Annotated in this window: 22 protein-coding genes and 3 pseudogenes; 12 read left to right on the top strand and 13 right to left on the bottom strand. The window is 52.7% G+C overall.

Features of this window, described 5'->3' with window-relative positions:
• Positions 1 to 15 precede the first annotated feature (15 nt).
• From ACGHP5_RS15965 to mobA, 11 genes and pseudogenes are all read right to left on the bottom strand, one after another.
• On the bottom strand, positions 16 to 1,932 hold the full coding sequence (locus ACGHP5_RS15965) for an N-6 DNA methylase (RefSeq protein ID WP_259295428.1): 1,917 nt from the start codon (positions 1,930 to 1,932) through the stop codon (positions 16 to 18).
• Between the two features lie 27 nt (positions 1,933 to 1,959).
• Entirely contained in the window at positions 1,960 to 2,136 is a 177-nt protein-coding gene (locus ACGHP5_RS15960) for a hypothetical protein (RefSeq protein ID WP_018697339.1), read from the bottom strand.
• Positions 2,123 to 2,563 (bottom strand): DUF1896 domain-containing protein, encoded by a 441-nt coding sequence (locus tag ACGHP5_RS15955; RefSeq protein ID WP_117506975.1) that lies wholly within the window; start codon positions 2,561 to 2,563, stop codon positions 2,123 to 2,125. Before ACGHP5_RS15955 ends, ACGHP5_RS15960 begins: the two co-directional genes overlap by 14 nt.
• Before the next feature lie 5 nt (positions 2,564 to 2,568).
• Positions 2,569 to 3,471: a DUF3945 domain-containing protein gene (locus ACGHP5_RS15950; RefSeq protein ID WP_259295431.1), complete on the bottom strand. Its 903-nt coding sequence runs from the start codon at positions 3,469 to 3,471 to the stop codon at positions 2,569 to 2,571.
• Between the two features lie 132 nt (positions 3,472 to 3,603).
• Positions 3,604 to 3,834, bottom strand: coding sequence for a hypothetical protein (locus tag ACGHP5_RS15945; RefSeq protein ID WP_147326490.1), 231 nt, complete (start codon positions 3,832 to 3,834; stop codon positions 3,604 to 3,606).
• Positions 3,835 to 4,048: 214 nt separating this feature from the next.
• A complete protein-coding gene (locus ACGHP5_RS15940; RefSeq protein WP_044054139.1) occupies positions 4,049 to 6,589 on the bottom strand; it encodes a DEAD/DEAH box helicase in 2,541 nt (846 codons plus the stop codon).
• A gap of 7 nt (positions 6,590 to 6,596) precedes the next feature.
• Complete coding sequence (locus tag ACGHP5_RS15935) at positions 6,597 to 7,496, bottom strand: DUF1837 domain-containing protein (RefSeq protein WP_015546603.1); 900 nt, start codon at positions 7,494 to 7,496, stop codon at positions 6,597 to 6,599.
• Between the two features lie 18 nt (positions 7,497 to 7,514).
• Positions 7,515 to 8,654 (bottom strand): ATP-binding protein, encoded by a 1,140-nt coding sequence (locus ACGHP5_RS15930; RefSeq protein ID WP_288540499.1) that lies wholly within the window; start codon positions 8,652 to 8,654, stop codon positions 7,515 to 7,517.
• A 179-nt stretch (positions 8,655 to 8,833) separates the two neighbouring features.
• Positions 8,834 to 10,849: pseudogene (mobC, locus tag ACGHP5_RS15925) on the bottom strand (conjugal transfer protein MobC).
• Between the two features lie 21 nt (positions 10,850 to 10,870).
• Positions 10,871 to 12,163, bottom strand: a complete 1,293-nt coding sequence (gene mobB / locus ACGHP5_RS15920) for a conjugal transfer protein MobB (protein WP_390567671.1) — start codon at positions 12,161 to 12,163, stop codon at positions 10,871 to 10,873.
• A pseudogene (gene mobA, locus ACGHP5_RS15915) lies at positions 12,148 to 12,573 on the bottom strand (conjugal transfer protein MobA). Before mobA ends, mobB begins: the two are co-directional and overlap by 16 nt.
• A 581-nt stretch (positions 12,574 to 13,154) precedes the next feature.
• On the opposite strand from mobA, the gene ACGHP5_RS15910 reads away from it, so the two are divergent.
• The 6 genes and pseudogenes from ACGHP5_RS15910 to ACGHP5_RS15885 all read left to right on the top strand — a co-directional run bounded on the left by ACGHP5_RS15910 (position 13,155) and on the right by ACGHP5_RS15885 (position 18,329).
• The gene (locus ACGHP5_RS15910; RefSeq protein WP_117506980.1) at positions 13,155 to 13,928 is read left to right on the top strand and encodes an AAA family ATPase; all 774 of its coding nucleotides are present in this window, start codon (positions 13,155 to 13,157) and stop codon (positions 13,926 to 13,928) included.
• Positions 13,921 to 14,304, top strand: a complete 384-nt coding sequence (locus tag ACGHP5_RS15905) for a DUF3408 domain-containing protein (protein ID WP_015546610.1) — start codon at positions 13,921 to 13,923, stop codon at positions 14,302 to 14,304. Before ACGHP5_RS15910 ends, ACGHP5_RS15905 begins: the two co-directional genes overlap by 8 nt.
• A 14-nt stretch (positions 14,305 to 14,318) precedes the next feature.
• A complete protein-coding gene (locus ACGHP5_RS15900) occupies positions 14,319 to 15,044 on the top strand; it encodes a hypothetical protein (RefSeq protein WP_253092724.1) in 726 nt (241 codons plus the stop codon).
• Positions 15,045 to 15,244: 200 nt separating this feature from the next.
• The gene (locus ACGHP5_RS15895; RefSeq protein ID WP_019150812.1) at positions 15,245 to 15,502 is read left to right on the top strand and encodes a DUF4134 domain-containing protein; all 258 of its coding nucleotides are present in this window, start codon (positions 15,245 to 15,247) and stop codon (positions 15,500 to 15,502) included.
• A gap of 3 nt (positions 15,503 to 15,505) precedes the next feature.
• The gene (locus tag ACGHP5_RS15890) at positions 15,506 to 15,820 is read left to right on the top strand and encodes a DUF4133 domain-containing protein (protein WP_018697353.1); all 315 of its coding nucleotides are present in this window, start codon (positions 15,506 to 15,508) and stop codon (positions 15,818 to 15,820) included.
• 4 nt (positions 15,821 to 15,824) lie between these two features.
• Positions 15,825 to 18,329, top strand: a pseudogene (locus ACGHP5_RS15885) (TraG family conjugative transposon ATPase).
• On the opposite strand, the gene ACGHP5_RS15880 reads toward ACGHP5_RS15885, so the two are convergent.
• A complete protein-coding gene (locus tag ACGHP5_RS15880; protein ID WP_390567669.1) occupies positions 18,326 to 18,670 on the bottom strand; it encodes a hypothetical protein in 345 nt (114 codons plus the stop codon). The pseudogene ACGHP5_RS15885 and the gene ACGHP5_RS15880 overlap by 4 nt on opposite strands.
• 80 nt (positions 18,671 to 18,750) lie before the next feature.
• Here ACGHP5_RS15880 and ACGHP5_RS15875 point away from each other — a divergent pair, with 80 nt between their 5' ends.
• Genes ACGHP5_RS15875 through traN form a run of 6 tightly spaced genes read left to right on the top strand, consistent with a single transcriptional unit; the run spans position 18,751 to position 23,413 of the window.
• Positions 18,751 to 19,383 carry a DUF4141 domain-containing protein gene (locus tag ACGHP5_RS15875; RefSeq protein ID WP_055203594.1) on the top strand — a complete coding sequence of 211 codons (633 nt, stop codon included), beginning with the start codon at positions 18,751 to 18,753 and terminating at the stop codon, positions 19,381 to 19,383.
• Positions 19,384 to 19,392: 9 nt separating this feature from the next.
• Positions 19,393 to 20,412, top strand: a complete 1,020-nt coding sequence (gene traJ / locus ACGHP5_RS15870; RefSeq protein WP_390568455.1) for a conjugative transposon protein TraJ — start codon at positions 19,393 to 19,395, stop codon at positions 20,410 to 20,412.
• 13 nt (positions 20,413 to 20,425) lie between these two features.
• On the top strand, positions 20,426 to 21,049 hold the full coding sequence (traK, locus tag ACGHP5_RS15865) for a conjugative transposon protein TraK (protein WP_018696888.1): 624 nt from the start codon (positions 20,426 to 20,428) through the stop codon (positions 21,047 to 21,049).
• Complete coding sequence (locus tag ACGHP5_RS15860) at positions 21,039 to 21,296, top strand: hypothetical protein (protein WP_117506983.1); 258 nt, start codon at positions 21,039 to 21,041, stop codon at positions 21,294 to 21,296. Before traK ends, ACGHP5_RS15860 begins: the two co-directional genes overlap by 11 nt.
• Positions 21,277 to 22,506: a conjugative transposon protein TraM gene (traM, locus tag ACGHP5_RS15855; protein WP_390567666.1), complete on the top strand. Its 1,230-nt coding sequence runs from the start codon at positions 21,277 to 21,279 to the stop codon at positions 22,504 to 22,506. Before ACGHP5_RS15860 ends, traM begins: the two co-directional genes overlap by 20 nt.
• 1 nt (position 22,507) lies before the next feature.
• Positions 22,508 to 23,413 (top strand): conjugative transposon protein TraN, encoded by a 906-nt coding sequence (gene traN / locus ACGHP5_RS15850; RefSeq protein ID WP_390567664.1) that lies wholly within the window; start codon positions 22,508 to 22,510, stop codon positions 23,411 to 23,413.
• Between the two features lie 223 nt (positions 23,414 to 23,636).
• Here the strand turns inward: traN and ACGHP5_RS15845 are convergent, their stop codons facing one another.
• Entirely contained in the window at positions 23,637 to 23,879 is a 243-nt protein-coding gene (locus ACGHP5_RS15845; protein WP_015547838.1) for a hypothetical protein, read from the bottom strand.
• Positions 23,880 to 24,150 lie beyond the last annotated feature (271 nt).

Here is a 24,150-nt window from a genome sequence, read left to right as displayed (position 1 = left end):
GAGGTAATTTTCGATTCATTCGGCTTTGGCGACGACATTCCCTGCCGCGAGCCGTTCGCGGATTTCATACCCCTTGACCATCGGATTATAGAAAATGAGATCGCCCAGCTCGTCGATCAGCTCTTGCCGGGAGCGCGATGCGAGCGACTCCATATAGGAAAACTCCACCCGTCCGAACTTGTTGAGCGAGGCGGCCAGCGCTTCGGCCGCCGTATCGACGTGCTTGAGCTCGTAAGGGTCGAACGATACGGGGCGTCGGAGGATGTCGGAGAGCTGTTTTCGGCCTTCTACGAAGCGTTCGAGCCCCAGCACCTCCCGCCCGCCGGGATCATTCAGGATGAAAGCGGCATTCTCTTTCTTGTTCAGATCGCCCAACAGAGCCGTGAAGTTCTCGTAACATCCGTTGAGTTTGCGCCGCAGGCCCTTGTATTCGATCTCGTTCTGCATTTCGAGCCGGTAGAGCAGCTGGTAGGTATCCCGCAACGGGATATAGCGTTCGGCCCGGTATCGGGACAAGGTTCCCAGCTCTTCGGGATGGAACGTGCAGCCCTGTCGTGTCAGGCCGCCCAGACGCCCGACTTGCCCTTCGAACAGAACCAACGACCGCTCTTTGTAGTGCGGAAGCATCGTGCCGGTAAAGGGCCGCGGATCTTTATTCTCCGAAGCCGGCGTAGCGACTGCTGCCGGGGCATCCGCTGCATCCGCGGCCTCCGCCGGTTGTGCGAACAGATTTCCCTGTGTGAAGAGATCGGACATGCCGGTCGTATCCGTATTGCGCCCCGCTCGCCGCCGCTGTCCCAGCGGACGGCGGGCGATCGGAACGGCGGCAGCGCTGCCGAAAAGCGATGCGGCCGGAGCCGATATTTCCGGAGTCGGTGCAACGGATGCCGGCTCCGGTGGCGGTACGGATTGCGGAGCCGCGACCCGATTTTGTCTCCGGGCGATCGGCGGCACGGTTTGCGCCTGCGGAATATGGAGCGGACGAAGATATTGCGTATATCGTTCGGTGTCGAGGCGGGCTGCGAAATCATTTGCGAGGATTCCGCGCAGCCGCTCGGCGATCCGTTCCGGGCCTCCGTCGTAGTGCAGGACGAGAGCGGATTGTCCATAGAGACCTTTTTCATGCGAAAACGTCGTATGGATCGCGTGCTTGAAATCCCGATGGTAGTCGTTCAGGTAAATTCCGTTGCCGATCTCGGACGAATTGACGAAGCGTTGCTCGTCGGGGGTAAGTTTCCGCTTTTCGCTCTGTTTCTGTAGGACGACAAGATCGCTGGCCACTTCCGTGCCGGCATACTCCGTAAAGAGATTGTTCGGTAGCCGCACGGCCGAAACCAGCCGCGCATGCTCCATCAGATAGCGGCGGACGGGTTCGTTGCCGGGAGCGTCCATGACGCCCGCCGAGGTGACGAACGCCAGAATGCCGCCCTCGCGGAGCGTATCCAGTCCCTTGATGAAGAAATAGTTGTGAACGGCCTTGAGCGCTTGTCCTCGAACCGGGTCGTCGCTCTTCCGAAAGGATGCGTCGAAAATCCGGGTATCACCGAAGGGAATATTGGACGTTACCACGTCGAAATAACTGTCATAGGCCGATTCGATGGTTGGGAAACCGTCGATGACGACCTGCTCTCGTTCCCGGGCCAGTGCAGAGAGCACTTGTCCGGTCAGCAGGTCTTTCTCGAAAGAGAGGATTTCGACTTCGCCGTCGGCGGCTTCCCGGAACGACGAAGGGAAAATCCCGGCCCCGGCGCTGGGGTCGAGCAGCCTGCGGGGAACGACTCCTGCATTCCGGAGCGTCTCGGCGAGCGCACGCACGATGGCCGGCGGTGTGTAGAATGCCGTCAGCGTAGAATTGCGCATGCTCTGCACGAAGTCTTTATACCGCTGTTCGCTGCCGGCATAATGGCGCAGCAGTTCGTGCAGCTCCCTCACCTGCGGAAAGAGTTCCCGGTCTGTCTTTCATTGCGCGAGGTCGTCGTCCGCAGCGGCCGGCTGCAAGACGCATTTCAACGCTCCGAAGCCGCTGTACGCAGCCAGGGCATCTCGCTGCTGCGGGGTAAGTACCGTCGATGGAGCGAAAGCGATGCGCAGGGCGGCGATATTCGCCTCCAGATGTTTTCTTTTATTGTATGCCATGCAGTTCGATGTGGGTTTGGATGAGTCCGGTGAGTTCCAATAGAAGATTTTTATAGGACGGGCTGCTCTCGAAGTCGTCGGTCAGGTCGTACATCTCGAACACCTCTTCGCAGACGGGAAGCAGTTTCAGACAGAAAGCGGTGCGCTGCCGGGCTGCGACCTCCGGGAACCATTCCGATACGACCTCGAAGATCGCATCGTATTTCGAAAAACGCAGGTCTTGGTACAGAACGGCGTTCGAGAGTTCCAGGGCTTCGTAGACGCTGTTGCCGTTGCGAACGGCACGTTCATAGGTTTGGGCCGCATGGTCGCTCCGTTCGGCGATGAAGTGTTTGTCGGAGAGCAGTTCGGGATGGCTTTCGCGCAAATAAGCGGTAAGAGTTGCCGCGAAGTACGGCAACTCTTTCTCTTCTACATGTCGTTTCATAATGGCTAACCGATTTTCATGCCTTTGGGTTGTGCGCCGGGAAGCGACGGAAGACGCCGGCGGACGCGCTGGCGCGGACGCGGGTTCTCCTCGCCCAGACGCGAACGGTAATTGCGGGCGTTGTTGCCGAACAGGGGCCGGCCCGTGTCGCTGTAACGAAGGTCGGTGCTGATCGTCTTGCCGCCGACTTTCATGCCGGGGATGAAGACGACCTCGTGGTTGGCCAGTTTCGCCTGAATGTCCGCACTTACCTTGACTCCGAAAACCGTATCGTGGATGCGCAGATGCGGATTATTGTCGTTGCGGAACACCACGTCTCCGCGGTTGGCGTCCACGCGTGCATGGCCCGAGATGACCCGACCGTCCTTGAGGTGGATGTCTTCGACGAAGATCTCCTTGCCGGAGCGCAGCGCCTTGATGTCGTCGCCGATCTCTTTGCCGTAGATTCGGGTGGGGAGCGTCAGCGCATCGACCGGAAGCGTCGTCAGGCGGTTCGTCGCCTCATGGACGCTGACATAACACTCGCACTCGCGGCCCGAGGTAAAATCTTTCATTTTCTTGGTGGAACCCAGATGTCCGTCGGTTTCGAGGCGCTCGATTTCCTTGTCCGTGAAGAGCTCCTTATACGGCGATATTTTGTACTGCGGCTCGTCCAGACGTGTGAAGATACGGAGTTGGACATTGCCCGCATCGTCGCGGATCGGCGAAATCGTGCCGAGGCCCAGATCGACCCAGCGGCCGTCCACCTTGTGTTTGAGCGGTACCAGTTTGTTGGGGATACGTCCCTTGAGGATGTCACCCATGCTTTGATTCTCCAGCAGGATTTCTTTGTTCAGGCCCAACGCCTGAATCTGATCCCACGGAAGTTCCCGTTCCTCGAACTTATAGCGGTCGGCGAACTTGGCGATACGCCCCTCGTTGTTGAGTTCGTAGTCGGAGACCTCTTTGGCCAGGGAGCCGTCCTGATCCTTGCCTTCGCGGACTTGGATGATGGAATCGAGGATACGGTCGAGTTTTTCGATTCCGATCCGGAAGAAACTTCAGCCCAGGTCGGACGGGCGTCCGTATTGGTTGCGAAGATTTTCGAAAAAGGTTCCTAAAACCGTTCGGCTGTCGAACGAAAGGGCTCTGCGCCGATCGCCCGGAGCCGTGCTCACGGTGTTGAACTCTCCCGTCTGCTCGTCCATCTCGCTGACCAGACGCAGATCGTTCGTCTTTTTGTCGAGGACGGCCAGCACGTCCTTCGATAGCTTTTCCTGTTCTCTTGCCATAATGCAGATAATTAAATGAATAAATCGAATGAATGGTGAAAATCCGCCGGCAAGATAAAGCCTTTTTCAGTTCATAACACCAAAGGCGTCCCTTCTGGCGAGAAGAGGCGCGAGGTGGCAGAAAATGGCATACTTTAATGTAAAAATATCTTTATCGAATAGAGATACTAATCTCTTGAAATTTACTCCTTGATAAATTTTTCATCAATATTAGTCACAACAACTTTTGTGCTTCGATATATTCTATTGAATCCTTTTGGAGCTTGGATAATACTTTGTGTTTATCTACTTTTTTAAGTTGTCCATTTTCTGAAATAAATGCACCTCTGCACTCCTTGAAAATTTTTTGCGCAGAATATCTCGACAATCCCATATTTTGCAAAGCGATTATTTCTCTGTTCTGAGTTCCATACTCTAAAAGCATCGCCCAATTTTCTCCGGCATTATCTTCTCCCAAAATATTTTTAACCATCATATGATAATGATTGAAATATTTTTCAAGCTGAAATCGAAGAACAATCTCTATTTCATCTATAATATTCCCAATTAAAGCATTTATATGTGTTTTGTCATTTTTATCAAAATCAACCAAATCACCATTATTTATTCGAAGTTTCCGATTGTGGTCATGGAAATAGTCAATAGATTCCGAGATAATTTGGTTCAAACTACTATTGTTGATCCATTTATTCATTAACATGGCAAAGTATTTCAGCGAATTTTCTTTCCCGAGATATTTGTCATTCCAACTATATAGTTTATATAGTTTTGTTAATGTTTCTAAAATATTGGGATAGTTGATTTGTGCCGGCAATAATATATTACGCTTTTGAGCATGTAAATATTTCAACTGTTTATATGCACTATTTTGGGTCTTCAGTTCTATTGATTCATTCGCAGACAATATCAAATATGGCGTTTCATTTTGAGCCGATTTAGATTTGGCCAATTCAATAATCTTCGTTTTGTTTCGTTCTATTAAAGCTGTTATTATAGGGCTTTTATACCCATTCTTAGGTTCAAGTGTATCTATACAAATGATATTGGCTATATATCTCAATATGTTCTGTTCTATATCTGTTCCAGAAATCTCTTGTTCTTGAATAATCTTCTCAATCTTTTTCAGATTATGGTCGATTCTTTCGTATATTGTTGGTACGAGTTGTATATCTTTTTCCTTGAAAAATGATGGCTTATCCCAACTTACATCTCCATGTTTAACACAAAACACATTTCCTTGAAGCTCTTTCGCAAGACGTCCTGCTCTACCTGCCAAGTTCCAAAAGTCAATAGGTCTTAAAATCTTCTTCGCTTTTTTATCATCTAAAATAAATAGATTTTGCGTGGGCATATTTACACCTTCCAGCAAAGTTGAAGTGCAGAAAATATATTTCAGATGACCGTCTCGATATAAATCTTCTATCAAATTACGGATCAATTGCGGCATATTTCCGAAATGGTATGCGATTTCTTTTTGAACCAAGTCTGCAAGGTAGTAATCGGGGTGTATATAAGCTCTGATAATAGACGCCGCTCGCTTCAACGCTTTATTGTCGGAGCATTCTATGGTCGCCGCAAGTTCTTTCGCATAACTAATTGCTTTTGATTTCGCATTACAATATATCAAATTGCTACGTTGTCCGAAGCGAAGCAATACATCATTGATGGACGAAATATCTGCCAATACCGGATGATTTATCGGTATGAATTCATCATTCAAACAATAGGATAATTCCTTCTCTAATAAATCTATGAAATATAAGTTTTGTGCAACTGGAGTTTCTTGCGTCTTAAAAGTATTTTCTGCCTTTCCATTCCGAAACATGGATAATAAGATCTCAGGATTGGAGACATTGGGCGAGGCAAAATAAAGTTTTATATCCGGATATTTTTTCAGCGTTTTTTCAATAGACGTATAGGTAGTTATACTGCGGGCGTCTTCCGTTTGTGCTAATTTGTGCGCTTCATCCACGAAAAGGAAACCTATCGAAGGATTCTTTTCCTGCGATATGTAACTGATCAAACGCTCGGGCGTAAGAATCAGAACATAATTGCATTGTTCATTTATTGGCAGCTCCGCGATATTTGAGTTGGTGACTATTTTATAATTATTGGTTTCCAACAATGCTCCCATTTCAGATTTCAGTTCAATGGCGTATTGATTTATCAATGCACGACTTGGAACCAATATGATAAAGTTTTCCTGCGGTGTATTTTGAATTGCACATCGCAGGAACGCTTTGATGACAAAAGACTTTCCCATAGAAGTCGGCCCGGAAAAACTGAATTCGCGTGATGAAATCAATTTCGAAAACAAATCGTATTGAATATCCGTAAAAACGTGCCCTACGCCATCGGGAACTTCCTGTATAAGTTTTTTTGCTTCATTCTGAACCGAGCGATCGAACGGCAAATTAGAGGTGTTATTATTGTCGGCTTCTAAATAAGATATAGCGGGGAAATTGCCCAAGTTACTATAAACAGCTTTTGCAACGGTGTGATAGTACACATTATCCTTGTAGTAAGGATTTAGATAGGTAATGATTTTATATGCGTAATTACGCGCATCCGAGATAGAAGAGGTCGATAATAAGTCTGCAAATCGCAATAAGTCGCGAATTTCTTTTTCGGTATATTTTTCTTCGGTGTCAATATTCAATGTGCGCAAAACAGAACGTTCAACGCACACTCTGTATAATTTTAGAAAATATGAATCCGAAATAATCGTTTGGGCTATCTGATTTGCAGCTGTCATCTTCCATCTATTTTTTTAATTCAGCAATCATCTTTTTTCTCTGTTTCTTAAGCTCGGAGAATGGAACGATGTATATGTAGAAACTATATCCTCTGAAATCGTCTTGTTTAATATGATCATTTATCGTCGGAAGAATGGCCCGCACTGCGTTCTCAACTTTCTCATAGATAGTTTCTCTGAAATCTGCATTATTTAACTTCCGTTCATCATCCGTAATCTCGACATCGAATCCCAGAAATATCCCAAATGAGTGGTCGATATTTAGATCCTCATCATTTTCTCTTGGGATCAGCAATTTTTTCAGCAGGTCTACAGAATGTTCATCATGCGCCTCTTTTAAGAAATTTGAATTGACGAGTTGAATTTCATAGCGCAACTTATTCAAATCCTCTTTCAAAAGATTTTTCAAAGATTCAAAAGCCTTCTTTACGCCTTTTTTTAAGTCGGAATATAGTTTGGATTCACCGAATATGAATTGGAATGTATTGTCATCTATTTTTAATAGATGAACACCGTCCGCCCCATTTACATAATGGTTTGGATCGGTCTTCAATTCAAGTTTTGTTAACAGTTTAGGTGCTTTCAAGTGAGCCTCTAACATGGTATATAACAAAATCTCACCCAATTCTCCATCATTGCTCTCTGCCTTTCTTAAACGTTCTTTCGCTTTGGATACAAGAGTAGTGTATTTCTTTTGGCTGCACAATTCATCATATGCGCTTCGGGAAAGAGCATATGCCGTTAGAATATCTCCAAGCTCCTCTACCAAAGTAGCATATGAAAACGCATTATTCGATATTTTCAATGAGAACAAGTTCAATTTATTCCCATTCTCGATTGGTTCGTTTTCAAAGATTTTATGGAAGAGGTTCAAGAATTTTTCAGGAACATCAATTCTTAACGGCATAACGCATCTATTTATATTTTACCACTTTATGATTTCTCCGGCCGAAGTTTTCATATTCTTCTCTCCATTATAGATCGCAAAGCATTGTTCTGGGTTTGCTCCCGATAGCTTAGCCCATTTGGCGATGCCCTTGAAGAAATCCGGCGAATAGGTTGCTCCCGATTTGATTTCGTAAGCGTACGACTTGCCGTCGATATATTGCAGCAAATCCACTTCGTTGCCGGTGCTGTCGCGCCAGAATGTTAGATTGGGTTCTTCCCCCTTGTTATAGGCTTGTTTCACGAACTCGTTAATTACAAGATTCTCGAACAAACCGCCTCGTAAAAAGTGTGTCGATACCTGCTCGGCTGTCCGTATGTCCAGCAGCGAACACGCCAAGCCCGTATCGTAAAAGTAGAGCTTTGGGGTCTTGACCAATCGTTTGGCGTAATTGTTATGATCGGGTTTCAACAGGTAACAAATGTAGCTTGCCTCCAATACGGAAATCCAAGTCGAGATAGTCGAAACGGCAACGCCGCACTCATTGGCCAGCGACGAAAGGTTGAGCAGCTGTCCGATACGCCCTGCACACAGTTTAATGAAGCGAATGAACTTGCTCAGATCGCCGATATTTTTCATCAAACGCACATCCCGTTCTACATAGGTTTGAATATAAAACGGGTAGTAATCCGACGGTGCTATATCCTTATCATAAAGACGAGGATAACCTCCGTTGAAAATCTCGTGATCGACTGTCCGTGGAAGTATTTCGCTCTCTTTCATTTCCGCATGAGAAAACGGTAGAAGTTTCAGTATGGCGGTTCTTCCAGCCAACGACTGGTTGATATTTTCCATCAACAGGAAATTGTGCGAACCGGCCAGCAAATACATTCCCTCGCGTCCCTCTTTATCCGTATGCGTCTGGATATAGGAGAACAGAGCCGGAACCCGTTGGGCTTCGTCGATAATCGTTTTGTCCGGATAAGTCGCGAGAAAACCTCTCGGATCATCCGTTGCGAACAAACGTATATCGGGGTCTTCAAGCGAAACATATTTATAATTGGGAAAAGAATGACGCAGCAAAGTCGATTTACCTGACTGCCTGGGGCCGGTCAAGGTCACTATTGGATATTTTTGCGTAAGTTTTGAGAGCTTTTTATGCAGTGTTCGTTCAATCATACTCAATCCTTTTTTTGCAAATTTACGATTAAAAAATAAATTTGCAAATATACTGTGGGCGGAAATAGATCTTGTACAGGGTTGTATAAGTATGAGCGTATCTAAATTTGTAAAATAGAGCATAGCGATTTTTTCAAAAAAAATCGCTATGCGAAATGGAGATTTTACCAAACCACCATCTATTCGGATTTCTCTAATAACTTTTCCGCCAGTTTTTTATCCTTCTCTATGCGTTTCATCTCGGCTTCAATGATGTCGAGCGCATCCTGCTTGATGCGGCGGTAATTCTCCTTGATCTTCTCCTGCATGATGTCCCGTCCGTCGGTGTCGAGGAACGACGATATTTCGGGTATGGGTTTGTACTCCGCCATTTCTTTTTTCACGGCCTCGTTGTCCACGACGATCCGGGCATGGAAAATCTTCTGCTCGATCTCCTCTCCGAAGTTGTCGCTCACGGCTCCGACGAACACGCCCTGCGAGAGCGTCGAGATTTTCGACGCAGGAATAAGACTGTCGAGCTGGGTGTTTATCGACGTCGAGGTATCGCTGCGGTTGATGCTCACGGACTGTCGTTTCTGCACGATCTTTCCGAATCGTTCGGAGAGTGTCCGGGCTGTTTCTCCTACGACCTGCCCGCTGAAGATATTGCCTACGGTATTCTGAATCACGGCGGCTTCCTTGTCTCCGTAGTCGCGCTTTAGCTGGCTGAAATCCTGAAAACCCAGGCACACGGCGACCTTGTTGGAACGCGCCGTGGCGATCAGGTTATCCAGCCCCCGGAAATAGATCGTCGGCAACTCGTCGATCACCACGCAGCTTTTGAGCTGCTTCTTGCGGTTTATCAGCTTGACGATGCGCGAATTATACAATCCGAGCGCCGCGCCGTATATGTTCTGCCTGTCGGGATTGTTTCCCACGCAAAGAATCTTCGGTTCCTCGGGGTTGTTGATGTCGAGTGTAAAGTCATCTCCCGACATGACCCAATAGAGCTGCGGTGAGATCATGCGCGAGAGGGGAATCTTTGCAGAGGCGATCTGCCCCATCAGCTGCTCTGCGGCTCCACCTTTCCATGCATCCACGAAGGGCGAAAGATAGTTCTCCAACTCCTCGTGAGCCATCAATACGGTGAACAGATCTTCGTAGGGTTTGTTCAGCAGCTCGATGGCATGGGGAAAGGTACAGTATTTTCCGCCGTCGTAAATCTTCAGGAACCAGATGATCGCCGCGAGCAGCACGATCGGCGATTCGACGAAGAAATCTCCCTGCTTCTGTATCCACGAACGGTTGAGATTGAGCATGATGACATAGCTGGCCTCGTATGCGTCGGTGATGTCGGACATGAGATTCGGCGCGAGCGGATTGCATCGGTGCGAACGGCGCGGGTCGTCGAAATTTATGACATAGAATCTCGGCGGCGTCGCTCCGTAAGCCTTGAGGTTCTTGCGCAAATGGTTGTAAGCGATAACCGACAGGTCGTCGAACTTGAAGTCGTAGACGTAGAGCGCATATCCCTTTTCGATGGCCTGCTTGATGTAGTTGTTGATGAGGGCATAGGATTTTCCCGAGCCGGGCGTTCCTAAAACGATACTCGCCCGAAAGGGATTCACGACGTTGATCCATCCGCTGTGCCTGCGTCTCCGGAAGACGAACTCGGTCGGGAAGTTGAACGAATCGTCGTTTTTCAGCAGGCGTGTTTCCTGCATGAAACTCTCGTTTTCGGCATTGAACGGATCATCCGTCATACGGTTTTTCAGCAGACGGCTGCTCCATAGTCCGGCCGCCAGCATGCCGAGGAATCCCGCCAGCAGCGTCGCCGTATAAAGTGCCGCCCGCAGGGTCGTAGTGACATTCATTCAGAGTAGCCAGCCGTTGCCATAGAATAGCAGTATGCCGATGCCGCCTGCCGCGGTGATATGTTTCCACGATATTTTCTCGTCCTTCACACCACGGTTTCCCATGCACGACAATGCGAGAAATACCGTGCAGAAGAGTTTGGTGCAGAGCGGCGATGAGAACAAGGCAGCCGTCCGCTGGAAATTTTGCAGGATGCGGTCTGCGACGGAAATCGTTCATCCTGTCTGCGCAAACCATTCGTAACAGAACCAGTAGATGTGAATGGCGAGAAACAGAAAGCTGATCGCCCGCATGAAATCCGCGACTTTGGCCAAGCCGCGCAGATCGTCTTCTTCTTGCATGATCGTAACGTATTGAGGTGGTTAAATTCTTTTCCGGATTTTCCGCCGCCGCTTCTTCCTGCGGGGGAAGAGCCGGTATTCGGGAGCTGTTTCCCACTCCTTTTCGGGCGTATATTCCATGAGTTCGCCTATTACGTCGGGCATCGAAACGTAATGGGTCTCGATGTACTCCTCGAACTCTTCGACCGAAGATGGTCCCGGCTGGGGCGGTTCGAGGGGCGGCAACGGCCGTAACTCTTCCGGCATGGGTGTGGACGACTCTTGCTCCCGAGCGTTGAACCACGCCTCGAAAGCGTTGGCCGCATACTCCTTTCCGAGCCGGGAGCCGTTGAACACCTGATGTGTCGTGCGGTCGATGAAGGTGACGCCGTAAATCCGCCCGGCGTCGTTCTCCCGGAAAACAGCGTCGATACCGTTCTCCCGAAGTTCGGCCGTGAACTCCTTGCGGTTGCGGCCTCCGCTCCGGGCGCGGTCGATCTCGCGGCGTGTGCGGTCGAGCGTTTCGGGATGTTGCCGAAGCCGTTGTTTCGAGGCGTCGAATTTTTCTTCCAGCGCCTTCCATCCGAAAAAATCGCTCAGCCGGGACGCTTTGACCGCCGCTCCCGTGCGCTGCCCGTCGTCATCAAGCACGTGGTAAACGAGCCCCCGATATGGTCTGCCTCGCACGTTGCCTCGGATCTCTTCGGCTGCGACGCCATAGCATTCGAGTAGCGTATTGAACTCCGCGAGGGACTGGAATCCGTACTGCTGTTTGAGCGTCATCACGACGTTGCGCAACTGATGCTTCAGATCGCTCCGATGGTAATCGACCCGGCGCAATTCTTCCGGTTCTGTTTGCACGCTGCCGTCTTTGGGCACATGCAGGTCGTACTCGTGTTCCAACGCCCTGCAAACCGCCATGGCGCGCCGCAGTTCGTTGTTGTGGTCGATCTTCCGGCCCTGCTCGTCCACCCTCACCGAGACGACGTGCATGTGTCGCCGTGCGATGTCTTCGTGCAGAAAGACGACGTAGGGCTGGCGGCCATATCCCATACGTTCCATGAACTCGGCGGCAAGTTGCGTGAGCTGTGCTTCCGAAAGCCGGTCTTCGGGCGAGGGGTTGAGCGAGAAATGCACGACCGGTTTTCGGACACGGGGATTGAGCGCCGTGTAGTACCCGAAGGCTTCCGCACACTCCTCGATGCTGAATCTGCCGTCGCTGCGTTCGGGTATTCCCTGCATGTATAATATCCGGCCTTCGCCGGCTTCGACCTTGATGCGATTGTACTGAAGTACGCCGTAGACGTTGGCCCCGGAGTTTACTTTCGGCACCATTGCAGCAGCTCCTTCGTAAGTTCGACGACCGTCTTCACGAGTTGTTCCAGCCGTTGCGTTTCGAGCGTCAGACGGTAGAGATAGGCCAACGCTTTCTTATCGCCGAAGGTCGTGTGTATGGCTTTGACGCACTGGTTGTAGTTCACCCCGATAGCCCGGAACTGGGCGTAAAATCCCGTCAGCCGGACATAGAAATCGTAGGTGTTCTTGTCTCGAACGACGACCGTAAAAGGTCATCCGAAGATGCGGTGGCAGATGAAATCGGCTTTATTTTTCATTCCGGAGTGTTCGTACATGCGCAGGAAACGCTCGTTCTGCTCGCTTGTCAGGCGAACGTAATAGCGGTGTATGCGCGGATCGTCGAGGGCTTTGCGGCCCGCAGCGGAGGTCGGTTTATCGGCAGCATCCATAGGGCATCGGTGTTTTGAGGTTACGACTCGGGAGTAACCGTCCGCCGCGCCGCAGGTCGCGGCGGCACTTTCGGCGGCTCGGAATATTCCGAGCGGCTGAAAGTACCCCTTGCTATATGCGGGCGCATATAGAAATCCGGCCAGGGGCCGGATGAAGGTGCGCGCCTTCGGCGTCGCAGCGGGATTACTCCTTTCGGAGGCAAAGGTAGAGCGTTTTATTTTATGTTGTATCAGATATATACCTGCCAACGGACGCCGATACGCGCCTTTGGGCGCCACCCGTTTTCGGAGCCGTCGAACGGGGGCGTTTTCTCATTTTCTTTGTGTGCGGATCAGTACTTACGAATCTACCTGCCCGCGTAGTCTCTTACTCCCGTACATCCGTCATTGCGCGGCTATGCGGATACGGATGTAGATGTCTGCATAGATGCCGTGGTTTGTATGTAACAGCTTACATCCGTATCTGCCGACAAAAGTATGTGAATCCGCAAAGGCGTATGAATCGCCGAAGATACGTGAATACGCAAGTACGTATCCGCGTATCGGAACAAGTTAAATATTAATCGCTTAATTATTCTCGTATGGAACAGAACCCGTTATGCATCGCTTTCGCCTCCCAGAAAGGTGGCGTCGGCAAATCGACCCTCACGGTGCTGGCCGCCTCGTGGCTGCACTACCTGCACGGCATCCGCGTCGCGGTGGTGGACTGCGACTACCCGCAACACTCCATCCTCAAACTTTCGAACCGCGACAAGGCCGTCGTGCAATCTTCGGCGATCTACGGTAGACTCCTCGTTTCGCTCGCCGAGAACAAAGGGGTGAAGCCTTATCGTATTCTCTGCTGCAAACCTTCCGAAGCGATGCTCGAATGGCGGAAATGGGCCGCCGTCGCCGAAGAACGATACGATGTCGTGCTGTTCGACCTTCCGGGAACGGTGGGCAATGAAGGCGTCCTCTCCACGATCGTCGAGTTGGACTACCTCTTTATTCCGATGAAGGCCGACCGCATTGTACTGGAAAGCACGCTCAATTTCGCCTCTGTTCTCAACGACCGCCTGATCAAGACGGGACGGGCGCATCTTCGGGAGCTGTTCCTGTTCTGGAACTTGGTGGATCGCCGCGAGCGGACGCCGCTCTATGAACAGTACGAGAAAGTCCTCGATCAGTTGGGGCTGCGGCATCTGCGCACGCATATTCCCGTGCGGAGCAACTTCAACAAGGATATTCAGGAAGCGGGCGGCCCGGTGTACCGGTGTACGCTGCTGCCGCCCGACCGGGCTTTCGTCGCCGAGTGCGGTTTCGACCGCCTGATGACGGAGATCTGCGCCGTTCTGAAACTTCCGAGCCATGAGTAGCAGGAAGGCTCCCGCCCAACAGGAGATCGACGAAGAGTACCTGCGCAGCCTGATGGCGGCCCCGGAGCCGGCGGCTTCTTCGTCGGATACCGAAGTGTCGGAACAGGCGGAAACCCCGGCTTCGGAGCCGCGCGTCAGGCGTTCGGATGCGGAAGACTATGCGTCGCGGTTTCTGAAGAATACTCCTTCCGAAGCGCGGCAATGCGTCTATATCGACCGGCGGCTGCACCGCAAGATCACGACCCTCGTGGGCGTTGCGGGCAACCGGCGTTTTACGGTCGGGAACTTCATCGACAACGTATTGGAACAGCACTTCGAGCGGCACCGGACGGAAATACGGTCGCTCTGCTCCAAAGGACTCAATAAAATTCTATAAGGATGACACCCGTTATGAAAATCACGGAAGCCCTCGTCGTGCTGTTCCTCGTGCTGTTCTGCTACCTGTTTCTGGATAAGTTCCTCTTCCGGGGCGAGTTGGGCGAGATTTGCTTCGGGCCGACGTGCCGGGCGCTGGCGCGTTGGCATCGACGGCAAGCCGACCGTCTCGACCCGCCACGCCGCCGCAGGCGTCGGACGGCAGCCGTTACCCCTAAAGACGATGCGCTGGTCGTCACCCGGGACTACGGCGCCGGTCAGCGGACGCCAGCACGCGCCGCGTCACGCCACTCCCGGCGCAAGGGGAACAATTCAGACAAGAGCGACCATACATTTGTACCGGCAAGCGACAGCGATAAGGAACATCGCGCTGTGCAAGCGACCGTTCAGGGGTGGATACATAAGGAACCTACGGCGCTCACCGCGGAGGAAGAGAACACCCTGATGCGCGAAGCTGCGACCGAAGAGGTGATGGACATAGGATGCGAAACGACGGCCCCGCCTGCCGGGACGCAGAGTTTCTCTCCGCAACAGTTGGATTGCATCCTCGCCTTGTGCAAGGGGCAGGCCGTGCCTGAAGAGCAGCGGCAAACCCTGGCCGGAGTGCTGCGTGACATCCGCCATACGGAAGTGCAGCGTACACTCATGGACGCCATCTCCGGCGCCAGCCCGATCATCGCCCGTTATCTGGACGATGCCGAGAAGGAAGCGGCGCAGCGTATGGCTGCCGCTCCGAAATAGATTGTTCAACTTAAAAAATGCGAAGCTATGAAAGCTCCCGGATACTACGATTCAGGCTGACGGCAGGATGAGCAGCACGCATGAATCACGGGCCCAGCGCCCGGAGAGAAAATCTGAAGTCGAATTAAAAAACACAATCATCCATGAAAAGAAAACTCATTTTCAGTTCGGCATGAATCGCCGTATGACTGCTCGCCACGGTGCAGCACGCCGCAGCGCAGCAAGGCAACGGCATGGCCGGCATTCAGGAGGCTACGCAGATGGTCACGTCGTATTTCGACCCGGCGACCAAGCTGATCTACGCCATCGGCGCCGTCATCGGCCTGATCGGCGGAGTGCGGGTCTATCAGAAGTTCAGTTCGGGCGATCCGGATACGTCTAAAACCGCTGCGAGCTGGTTCGGAGCCTGTATCTTCCTGATCGTCGCCGCCACGATTCTGCGTTCGTTTTTCCTTTAGACGATGGCCGAATATCCGATCAATAAAGGCGTGGGCCGCCAGGTGGAGTTCAAGGGGCTGCGGGCGCAGTACCTCTTCCTCTTCGCCGGCGGCCTGCTCGCCGTTTTCATTCTCGTAGTCGTACTTTATATGGGCGGAGTCGATCAGGTGGCATGCCTTGTCGCGGGCGTGGGGCTGGGCGGTGCGCTTGTGGCGCTGACCTTCCGTCTGAACCGCAAGTACGGGGCTTACGGACTGATGAAGCTCCTCGCCGCACGGCGGCATCCGCGACGTATCGTCTCCCGAAAAAGTGTGGCAAGAATTCTAAACCGACATTAGAAACATGAATAACACCCTGAAAACCGAAACCCTCGAACGGAAATTTCCGATCTGAAAGGTCGAACACGATTGTATCCTCTCCAAAGACGCCAACATCACGGTGGCGTTCGAGGTTACGCTTCCGGAGTTGTTTACCGTCTCTTCGCAGGAATATGAAGCGCTGCACGGCGTATGGCTCAAAGCGGTGAAGGTGCTTCCGGACTATACCGTGGTGCACAAGCAGGATATTTTCGTTCAGGAGCAATATCGTTCCGACATCGGGAAAGATGATTTGAGTTTCTTGAGCCGGTCGTTCGAGCGGCATTTCAACGAACGACCTTTTCTGCATCATACCTGCTACCTGTTCATTACGAAGACAACCCGTGCGCAAAGCCGCCGTCAGAGCGATTGCAGTGTGCTGTGCCGGGGTACGCTCGTCCCGAAGGAGTTGCAGGACAAAGATGCGACGACGCGCTTTCTGGAAGCTGTGGAGCAGTTCTCCAGCATCGTCCGCGAGAGCGGCCATATCCGGCTGCGGCGTCTCGGAGCGGACGAGATTGCCGGGACTCCCGAATCTTCGGGAATCCTCGAACGTTATCTCACGCTGTCACCGTCCGGGAAGACTCCGTTACAGGACATGCGTCTCGATCCCGACCGGATGTGGATCGGCGACAAGGCGTTGTGCCTGCATACGCTTTCCGATCTGGACGACCTCCCCGGCAGCGTTCGTACGGATGACCGCTACGAACGCCTCTCGACGGAGCGTTCCGATTGTCGGCTTTCATTCGCCGCTCCCGTAGGATTGCTGCTCTCATGCAATCACATCTACAATCAATATCTGTTTTTGGATAACAGCGACGAAAACCTCAGGCAGTTCGAACGTACGGCCCGTAACATGCAGTCGCTCGCGCAGTACAGCCGTTCGAACCAGATCAACAAGGAATGGATCGACGATTACCTCAATGAGGCGCACTCCTTCTCTCTGACCTCGATACGCGCCCATTTCAATGTCATGGCATGGGGCGAAGGGAGCGAGGAGCTGAAGCAGATCCGTAACGATGTCGGGGCGCAGCTGGCGCTTATGGGGTGCACGCCGCGTCATAATACTGTGGATGTTCCGACGCTTTTCTGGGCGGCGATCCCCGGCAACGAAGGGGATTTTCCCACCGAAGAAAGTTTCTATACGTTTCTCGAACAGGGCTTGTGTCTGTTTAACGAAGAGACGAACTATCGCTCATCTTTGTCGCCTTTCGGCATTAAGATGGCGGATCGGGTGAGCGGTATCCCCATTCACCTCGATATCTCCGACTACCCGATGAAAAAAGGATGGATAAGCAACCGGAACCGTGTGGTCATCGGGCCTTCAGGGGGAGGCAAAAGTTTTATCCTCAATCATATATGCAGGCAATATTATGAACAGGGCGCACATATCGTGATTGTCGATACGGGAAACTCCTATCAAGGATTGTGCTCGCTTATCCGGCAGAAAACCAAAGGTCGGGATGGGATATATTTCACCTATCAGGAGGATGCCCCCGTTGCCTTCAACCCCTTCTTTGTCGAAGACGGAGTGTACGACGTCGAGAAGCGCGAATCGCTCAAGGCGCTGTTGCTGACTTTGTGGAAGCGCGAATCCGAGGAACCGACACGTGCGGAAGAGGTGGCCTTGTCGAATGCCGTGAACCTATACCTCTCGCAACTCAAGACCGGCACTGCGGTCACACCTTCGTTCAACACCTTCTACGAGTTCGTCGCAACGGATTACCGCCGTCTGTTGGAAAAAAAGCGCGTCCGGGAAAAGGATTTCGATATTGAAAATTTTCTGAACGTTCTCGAACCCTACTATCGTGGCGGGGAGTACGACTACCTCTTGAACTCTGACAAGCAGTTGGACTTGTTGGATAAGCGATTCATCGTCTTCGAACTGGATAATATCAGCGAAAACAAAGTCCTTTATCCTGTCATTACACTGATTATCATGGAGACCTTCCTTACAAAGATGCGGCGGCTGAAGGGTATTCGCAAAGTTTTACTGCTCGAAGAAGCATGGAAAGCTATCGCCAAGGCGGGCATGGCGGGATTTATCAAGTATTTGTATAAAACCTGCCGCAAGTATTTCGGCGAGTGTATGTGCGTAACGCAGGAGTTGGACGACCTGCTGTCGTCGCCCGTCCTCAAGGAGAGCGTCATCGCCAACTGCGACTGCCGCATCCTTTTGGACATGCGTAAGTATGCTAACAAGTTCGACGAGATTCAGGAGTTGTTGGGATTGAGTGATAAGGAACGCAATCAGGTGTTGTCGATCAATCGGGCCAATGACCCCAAGCGCCGCTACAAAGAGGTGTGGATCGGACTCGGAGGCGTACACTCTGCTGTCTATGCTACCGAAACGAGTCTTGAGGAATACCTCTGCTATACCACCGAAGAGACTGAAAAACTGGAGTTGCAACGTCTCACGGAGAAGCTCGGCGGCAATATCGAGCTGGCCATACGCCAGTTGGCCGAGCAAAAACGCAATGAAGATCATTAACCTAAAAACCGAAAATCATGTTCGTATCCAAAAAAGAACTCGCCGCGCGAGACGAACGGCTGCGCCGGGCGCAGGAAGAGATCGAGTCGCTGAAACAGACCATCCGGGAGTTGCAATCCGAGGTTGCCGACGACCGTATCTGCGGCTGCTGAAAGAACGAATACGGAGAGCGGATCACGATCCGCAAAACGGCTCCGGGATATGCCGCGACGCTTTTCTGCGGCGAGCGTCCCGTGCGGGACATGGTCATTCTCAAACGCGATGACAGTCTGTGACTCCATGTCTTGTACGGGCAAACCGGCGGATGCGTCGTTCATCACACGACCAACGATATTCTGCATATCGGATGTTTCGGACTTTTCGTCCGCGACGACCGGCCGCAGCGTATAGGGACGGAAGTAATCCTTCAGGCTCCGGTGCGATGGGACGGCGAATAGGCTTCGGCCTGCTGGCAGCGATGCTGCTGGCAGGCCATCCGCTTCGGGCGCAGTGGGTCGTGAGCGACCCCTCGAATCTGGCGCAGGGTATCGTGAATTCCACCAAGCAGGTCGTCGAAGCGTCCCGGAACGGAAGTACGCTGCTTCAGAGTTTTCAGCAGACGGTAAAGATTTACGAGCAGTCGAAAAAATATTACGACGCGCTGCGGTCGGTGCATAACCTCGTCAAAAGCGCCCGTCGTGTGCAGCAGACGATGCTGCTCGTGGGCGACATCTCCGATATATACATCTCGAACTTCCGGTCGATGCTCGACGATACGAACTACTCGGCCGAGGAACTCACGGCAATGGCCGCAGGCTATACGAAGCTGCTGTCGGCGAGTGCCGACCTGCTGAACGACCTGAAGCAGATCATCACTCCGTCGGGGCTTTCGATGACCGACAAGGAGCGGCTGGATATTATCGACAGGATCTATTACGAGATGCTCGAATACCGCAATCTTACGGAATACTATACGCGCAAGAATATCTCCGTGTCGTTCCTGCGCAGCCGCCAGCGCGGGGATTCGGAGCGTGTGCGGGCCTTGTACGGCGGCCATAACGACAGATATTGGTAACCTATGACGATGCCGTTAGCCGTAGAGTGGACGAACCTGCATCAGATTCTCCGCTCGTTGTACGCCGATATGTTGCCGTTGTGCAGCGATATGATGGGCATTGCCAAAGGACTCGCCGGATTGGGCGCCTTGTTTTTCATCGCATACCGGGTCTGGAAATCCCTCGCCGCCGCGGAGCCGATCGAGGTATTCCCGCTGCTGCGGCCTTTTGTGCTGGGGCTGTGCATCATGGCTTTCCCGACCCTCGTGCTGGGGCCTTTGAACGGCCTATTGTCGCCCATCAGCAAGGCCACATCGCATTTGGTCGATCGACAGGCGTTCGATCTGGAAAAATACCAGACACAGAAGGATGAATTGCAGCGTCAGGCGATGCTCCGCGATCCGGAAAAAGCCTATCTTATCAGTAATGAAGAGTTCGACAAACGGCTTGACGAATTGGGCTGGAAGCCTAAAGACCTCATGGCGATTGCCGGGATGTATGCCGAGCGAGCCGGGTATCAATTCGGTCAGAAAGTCCGTGAGGCATTCCGGACGTTTCTGGAAACGCTCTTCCAGGCGGCATCGCTGACCATCGACACCGTGCGGACGTTTTTCTTGATTGTCCTGGCGTTGCTGGGGCCCGTGGCCTTCGCCTTCTCCGTGTACGACGGCTTTCACAATACGCTGGCGTCTTGGTTGGCACGCTATATCTGCATCTATTTGTGGCTGCCCGTCAGCGACCTGTTCGGTGCGATCCTTTCGCGCATCCAGATTCTGATGCTCCAGCAGGACATCGAACGACTGCAAGACCCGACGTTCATACCCGACGGAAGCAATACGGTCTATTGCATTTTTATGATTATCGGAATCGTCGGATATTTCTGCGTGCCGACCGTTGCGTCGTGGGTCATTCAGGCCGGAGGTGCCGGAAGTTACGGCGATAAAGTCGCAGGCGCAGGACGTGCCGTGGCGATGGGCGCTGCCGGAGTCGCCGGAGCGGCGGTCGGAAATGTCGGAGGCCGTATAAAAGGGGCTTTGAAGAAACGATAAAACGTAATAAAATATGGAATTCAAAACATTGAAGAATATAGAATCGTCCTTTCGCCACCTGCGGCTCTTCAGCATGCTCTTTCTGGGAGCCTGCACGCTGATCTCGGTGGCGGCAGTGTGGACATCCTACCGCTTCGCGGAAGCCCAGCGGCAGAAGATCTACGTACTCGATCAGGGCAAGTCGCTGATATTGGCCCTCTCGCAGGATATGGCCCAGAACCGTCCCGTCGAAGCCCGCGAACACGTGCGGCGCTTCCACGAGCTCTTCTTCACCCTCTCTCCCGACCGCGAGGCCATCGAAGGCAATGTCCGCAGGGCGCTGTACCTTGCGGACGGAAGCGCCATCGCCTATTACCAGAGCCTCGCAGAGAAGGGATATTTCAACCGCATCATCGCCTCGAACGTATCGCAGAATGTCGTCGTGGACAGTATCCGCTGCGATTTCGACTGCTATCCCTATGCCGTGGAGACCTTCGCACGGCAGAAGATCGTCCGTGAAAGCAACGTCACGGAGCGGACGCTCGTCACGACATGCCGCCTGCGAAATGCCGTACGCTCGGACAACAACCCGCAGGGATTCCTGATCGAAGATCTGCGCATTCTCGAAAACAAAGACCTCGGAAGTTATGAGCGCTAAGGATTTACAGACGCGGGCCGAAGCGTGGCTGAAGGCCCGCATGAAACGTCTTACGCCGCGCCAGCGGCTCGGGCTGGTTACTGTGCTGCTGCTCGTCTATGCGGCGGTCTCCCTGATGATTCTGTTCGGTGGAATGCGGAGTCGGGAGACGTCGATTCCCGCCGTCGAACACCTCCGGCAGCCACTACTGCCGGAAAGGAGCCTGTTACCTCTAAACACGAGTGAAGATGACACGCAGGAGCGATAACGGAGCAGTTGAAAAACTGTCGCAATTTCTCACACCGCAGCACCTCCGGCAACTTAAGTTCGCCGGCGTCGTGACGGTGATGACACTGCTGTGCGGCATTTTCCTATGGTACCTGTTCGCCCCGAAACCGGCTCCGCAGCAGGCGGGAACGGGCGGATACAATGTTACGATTCCGGAAGCGACGGTAAAGCCGACGGAAACGGACAAACGCAAGGTCTACGAACAGGAGCAGTACGAGCAGCAGCGGCGCGAAAAGCTACAATCGTTGGGTGATGTTATGGACGACCGCTTGCCTGTGACCGGGGAAATGGCGGATGCTACAGTTCCGGCAGCACCGACGGCGATCGACGAATCGGATGCTGCCTACCGGAGGATATCGGGTGAAATGGCGGCTTTCTACACCCCGGCCCCTTCTTGCGGCAATACCGAGGTCGAAGCACTGAAAGAGCAGGTCGCGGCCCTGCAATCCCAACTCGACGCCGAGCGGCAGCAGCCCGACCCGCTGGAGCTGGCCGAGGAGCAGTACAAGCTCGCACGGAAGTATCTCGGCGGCGGAGTGGCCGTAGATGAAGAAGCTGTTGAGCCGACGAAGCAGCGGAAGGATTCGCGCCTGTCGGTCATGCGGCCCGTTCGGGAAGGTGAGGTCGAAGCCTCGACGCTCGATCCGCGGGCGGATTTCGCCGTCGAACGCAACTTGGGATTTCTCACGGCGGCAGGTGGCGTCGCGCATGCCGATACTCCGACCGTCAGAGCCTGCGTCGCCTCGACGCAGGTCATACGTGCCGGAAGCACCGTGCAACTGCGGTTGCTGGAAGCCGTGCGTATCGACGGAGTGACCATTCCCCGTAATACGCCGCTATACGGTCTTGCGACGATCTCCGGGATGCGGCTGCAAGTCACGGTGTCGTCCGTCGAATACGGCGGACGGATCTTCGCCATCGAAGCCGTGGCTTACGACCTCGACGGCCAGCCGGGGCTGAACGTCCCGAACTCCCGCGAACGGACGGCCCTCAAAGAGGCGCTGGCGTCCGTAGGACAGACTGCCGGGACGAGTGTAAACGTCACCCGTTCGGCCGGGCAGCAGGTGTTGTCCGAGCTGGCCCGCGGAGGATTGCAGGCTTCGTCGCAGTATGTCGCCGGGAAGCTCCGCGAGGTGAAGATAACCCTCAAAGCCAACCATCAGCTATTATTGATTTCAAAACAGCAGTAAAATGAAAAGAGACCTTATTTATCTGCCCCTGATCGTCTCCGCAATCTGGGCAGCACACGCTACGGCGAAGGCCATGCAGGACGGGCCGCAACAGATCGAACCCCGAAAGATCGAAGCGGGATTCACCAAGACTGTACACATCCTCTTCCCGTCGCCCGTCACGTATATCGACATCGGCTCGATGGACATCATCGCCGGCAAGGCCGACGGAGCCGAGAACGTCGTACGGGTGAAAGCCGCCGTGCGGAATTTTGCAGCAGAAACAAACCTGACGGTCATCACCGAAGACGGCGGATTTTTCACTTTCGATGTCCATTATGCCGAGAATCCGGCTGTTTCGACCCTCAATCTTACAGTGCAAGAACCGCAGACGGAAGGTGTGAAGAAGCCGACTGCCGTGGGCTATCCGCAGCCGACGGCCCCAGCATCCGAAGGTCGGGTGCTGCTGCGCGAGGTAGGGCGCGAGAAGCCCGCGACCGTAAAGCGCATATTGAGTGACATATACCGCCAAAACCGTACGGACGTAAAGGGCATTCGCACGAAAAAGTACGGCATCGAAGTCGAAGTGTTGGGGATTTACGTGTTCAATGACGTGATATACATTCACTCCTGTATCTCGAATGACACGAATATCTCATTCGAGGTAGATGCGCGGCGATTCATCGTAGCGGATCGCAAACTCGCCAAGCGTACGGCACAGCAGCAGTCGACGCTCGAAATCCTGCGCGTATGCAACGATCCGGCCGTCGTAAGGGGGCACCAGCGGCAAAGGGCGGTATTCGCGCTGCCTAAACTGACGATCTCCGATGACAAGGTGCTTTTGCTGGAAATCATCGAGAAAAACGGAGCCCGGCATCAGACGGTGGAAATACCAGCCGAAGAGTTGTTAGAAGCAAAACTGCTGTAACGGGAAAAATAAGATTCGATGCTCGTACACTTTCTAACGGCTCTTTGCCTGACAATGGGAATATTGTCGGTACTGGTCGCCATCGGACTATGTTGGTTGATCCTCTTTCCGGAGTATCCGAAACACAGATATTGATCCGGGGTTGAACCCAATTAAAAGTGCCCGGTAAAACCGGGCACTTTTAATATTTTACAACTTACAATTCTCTGGTGTGGCAGGCAGGTCATTCCACGACTTGTCCGCCATAGTGCAATGTGCATATTTCACGATGTATCTGCCGGCATAGCAGCTCGATAACCCGTTCGGAAAGATCGTGCCGCACCGTGTGCATGAAGCGGCGGTTCTCGATGCGGCTGAACAGGCTTGTGCCGTCTTCGGCGACGGCGCAGCAGATTTGCGCCTCGCGGAAACGGTCGTAATCGGTGAAATATTCCACATCGGGAGCGATACGTATATAAGATTTCATAGGTTCGTCAGATGATGTTTTGACACAATTCGGGGTGGCGGTATGGCGGGAGCCGCGGGCGTCCGCCCGTTCGCGTCTGCGGCAGTCATGCCGCAGACGGAAACCGAAACTTATTTATGGTGTCGCAAGGTCGTTGAATCGCAGTTCGATAGTTGTCTGCAACAATCCCGGCGGACAGGAACAAGTGTCCCTAATGTTCAATTCTTCGGAGAAAATATGTACGGTATAGCAGCGTGCCGCTCGCTCCCGGGAAATCCGGATACCCCAAGTA

Source organism: Alistipes sp. i18-0019-D1 (genome assembly GCF_042852885.1).
GTDB lineage: Bacteria > Bacteroidota > Bacteroidia > Bacteroidales > Rikenellaceae > Alistipes.
This window is presented reverse-complemented; position numbering and strand designations above follow the sequence as displayed.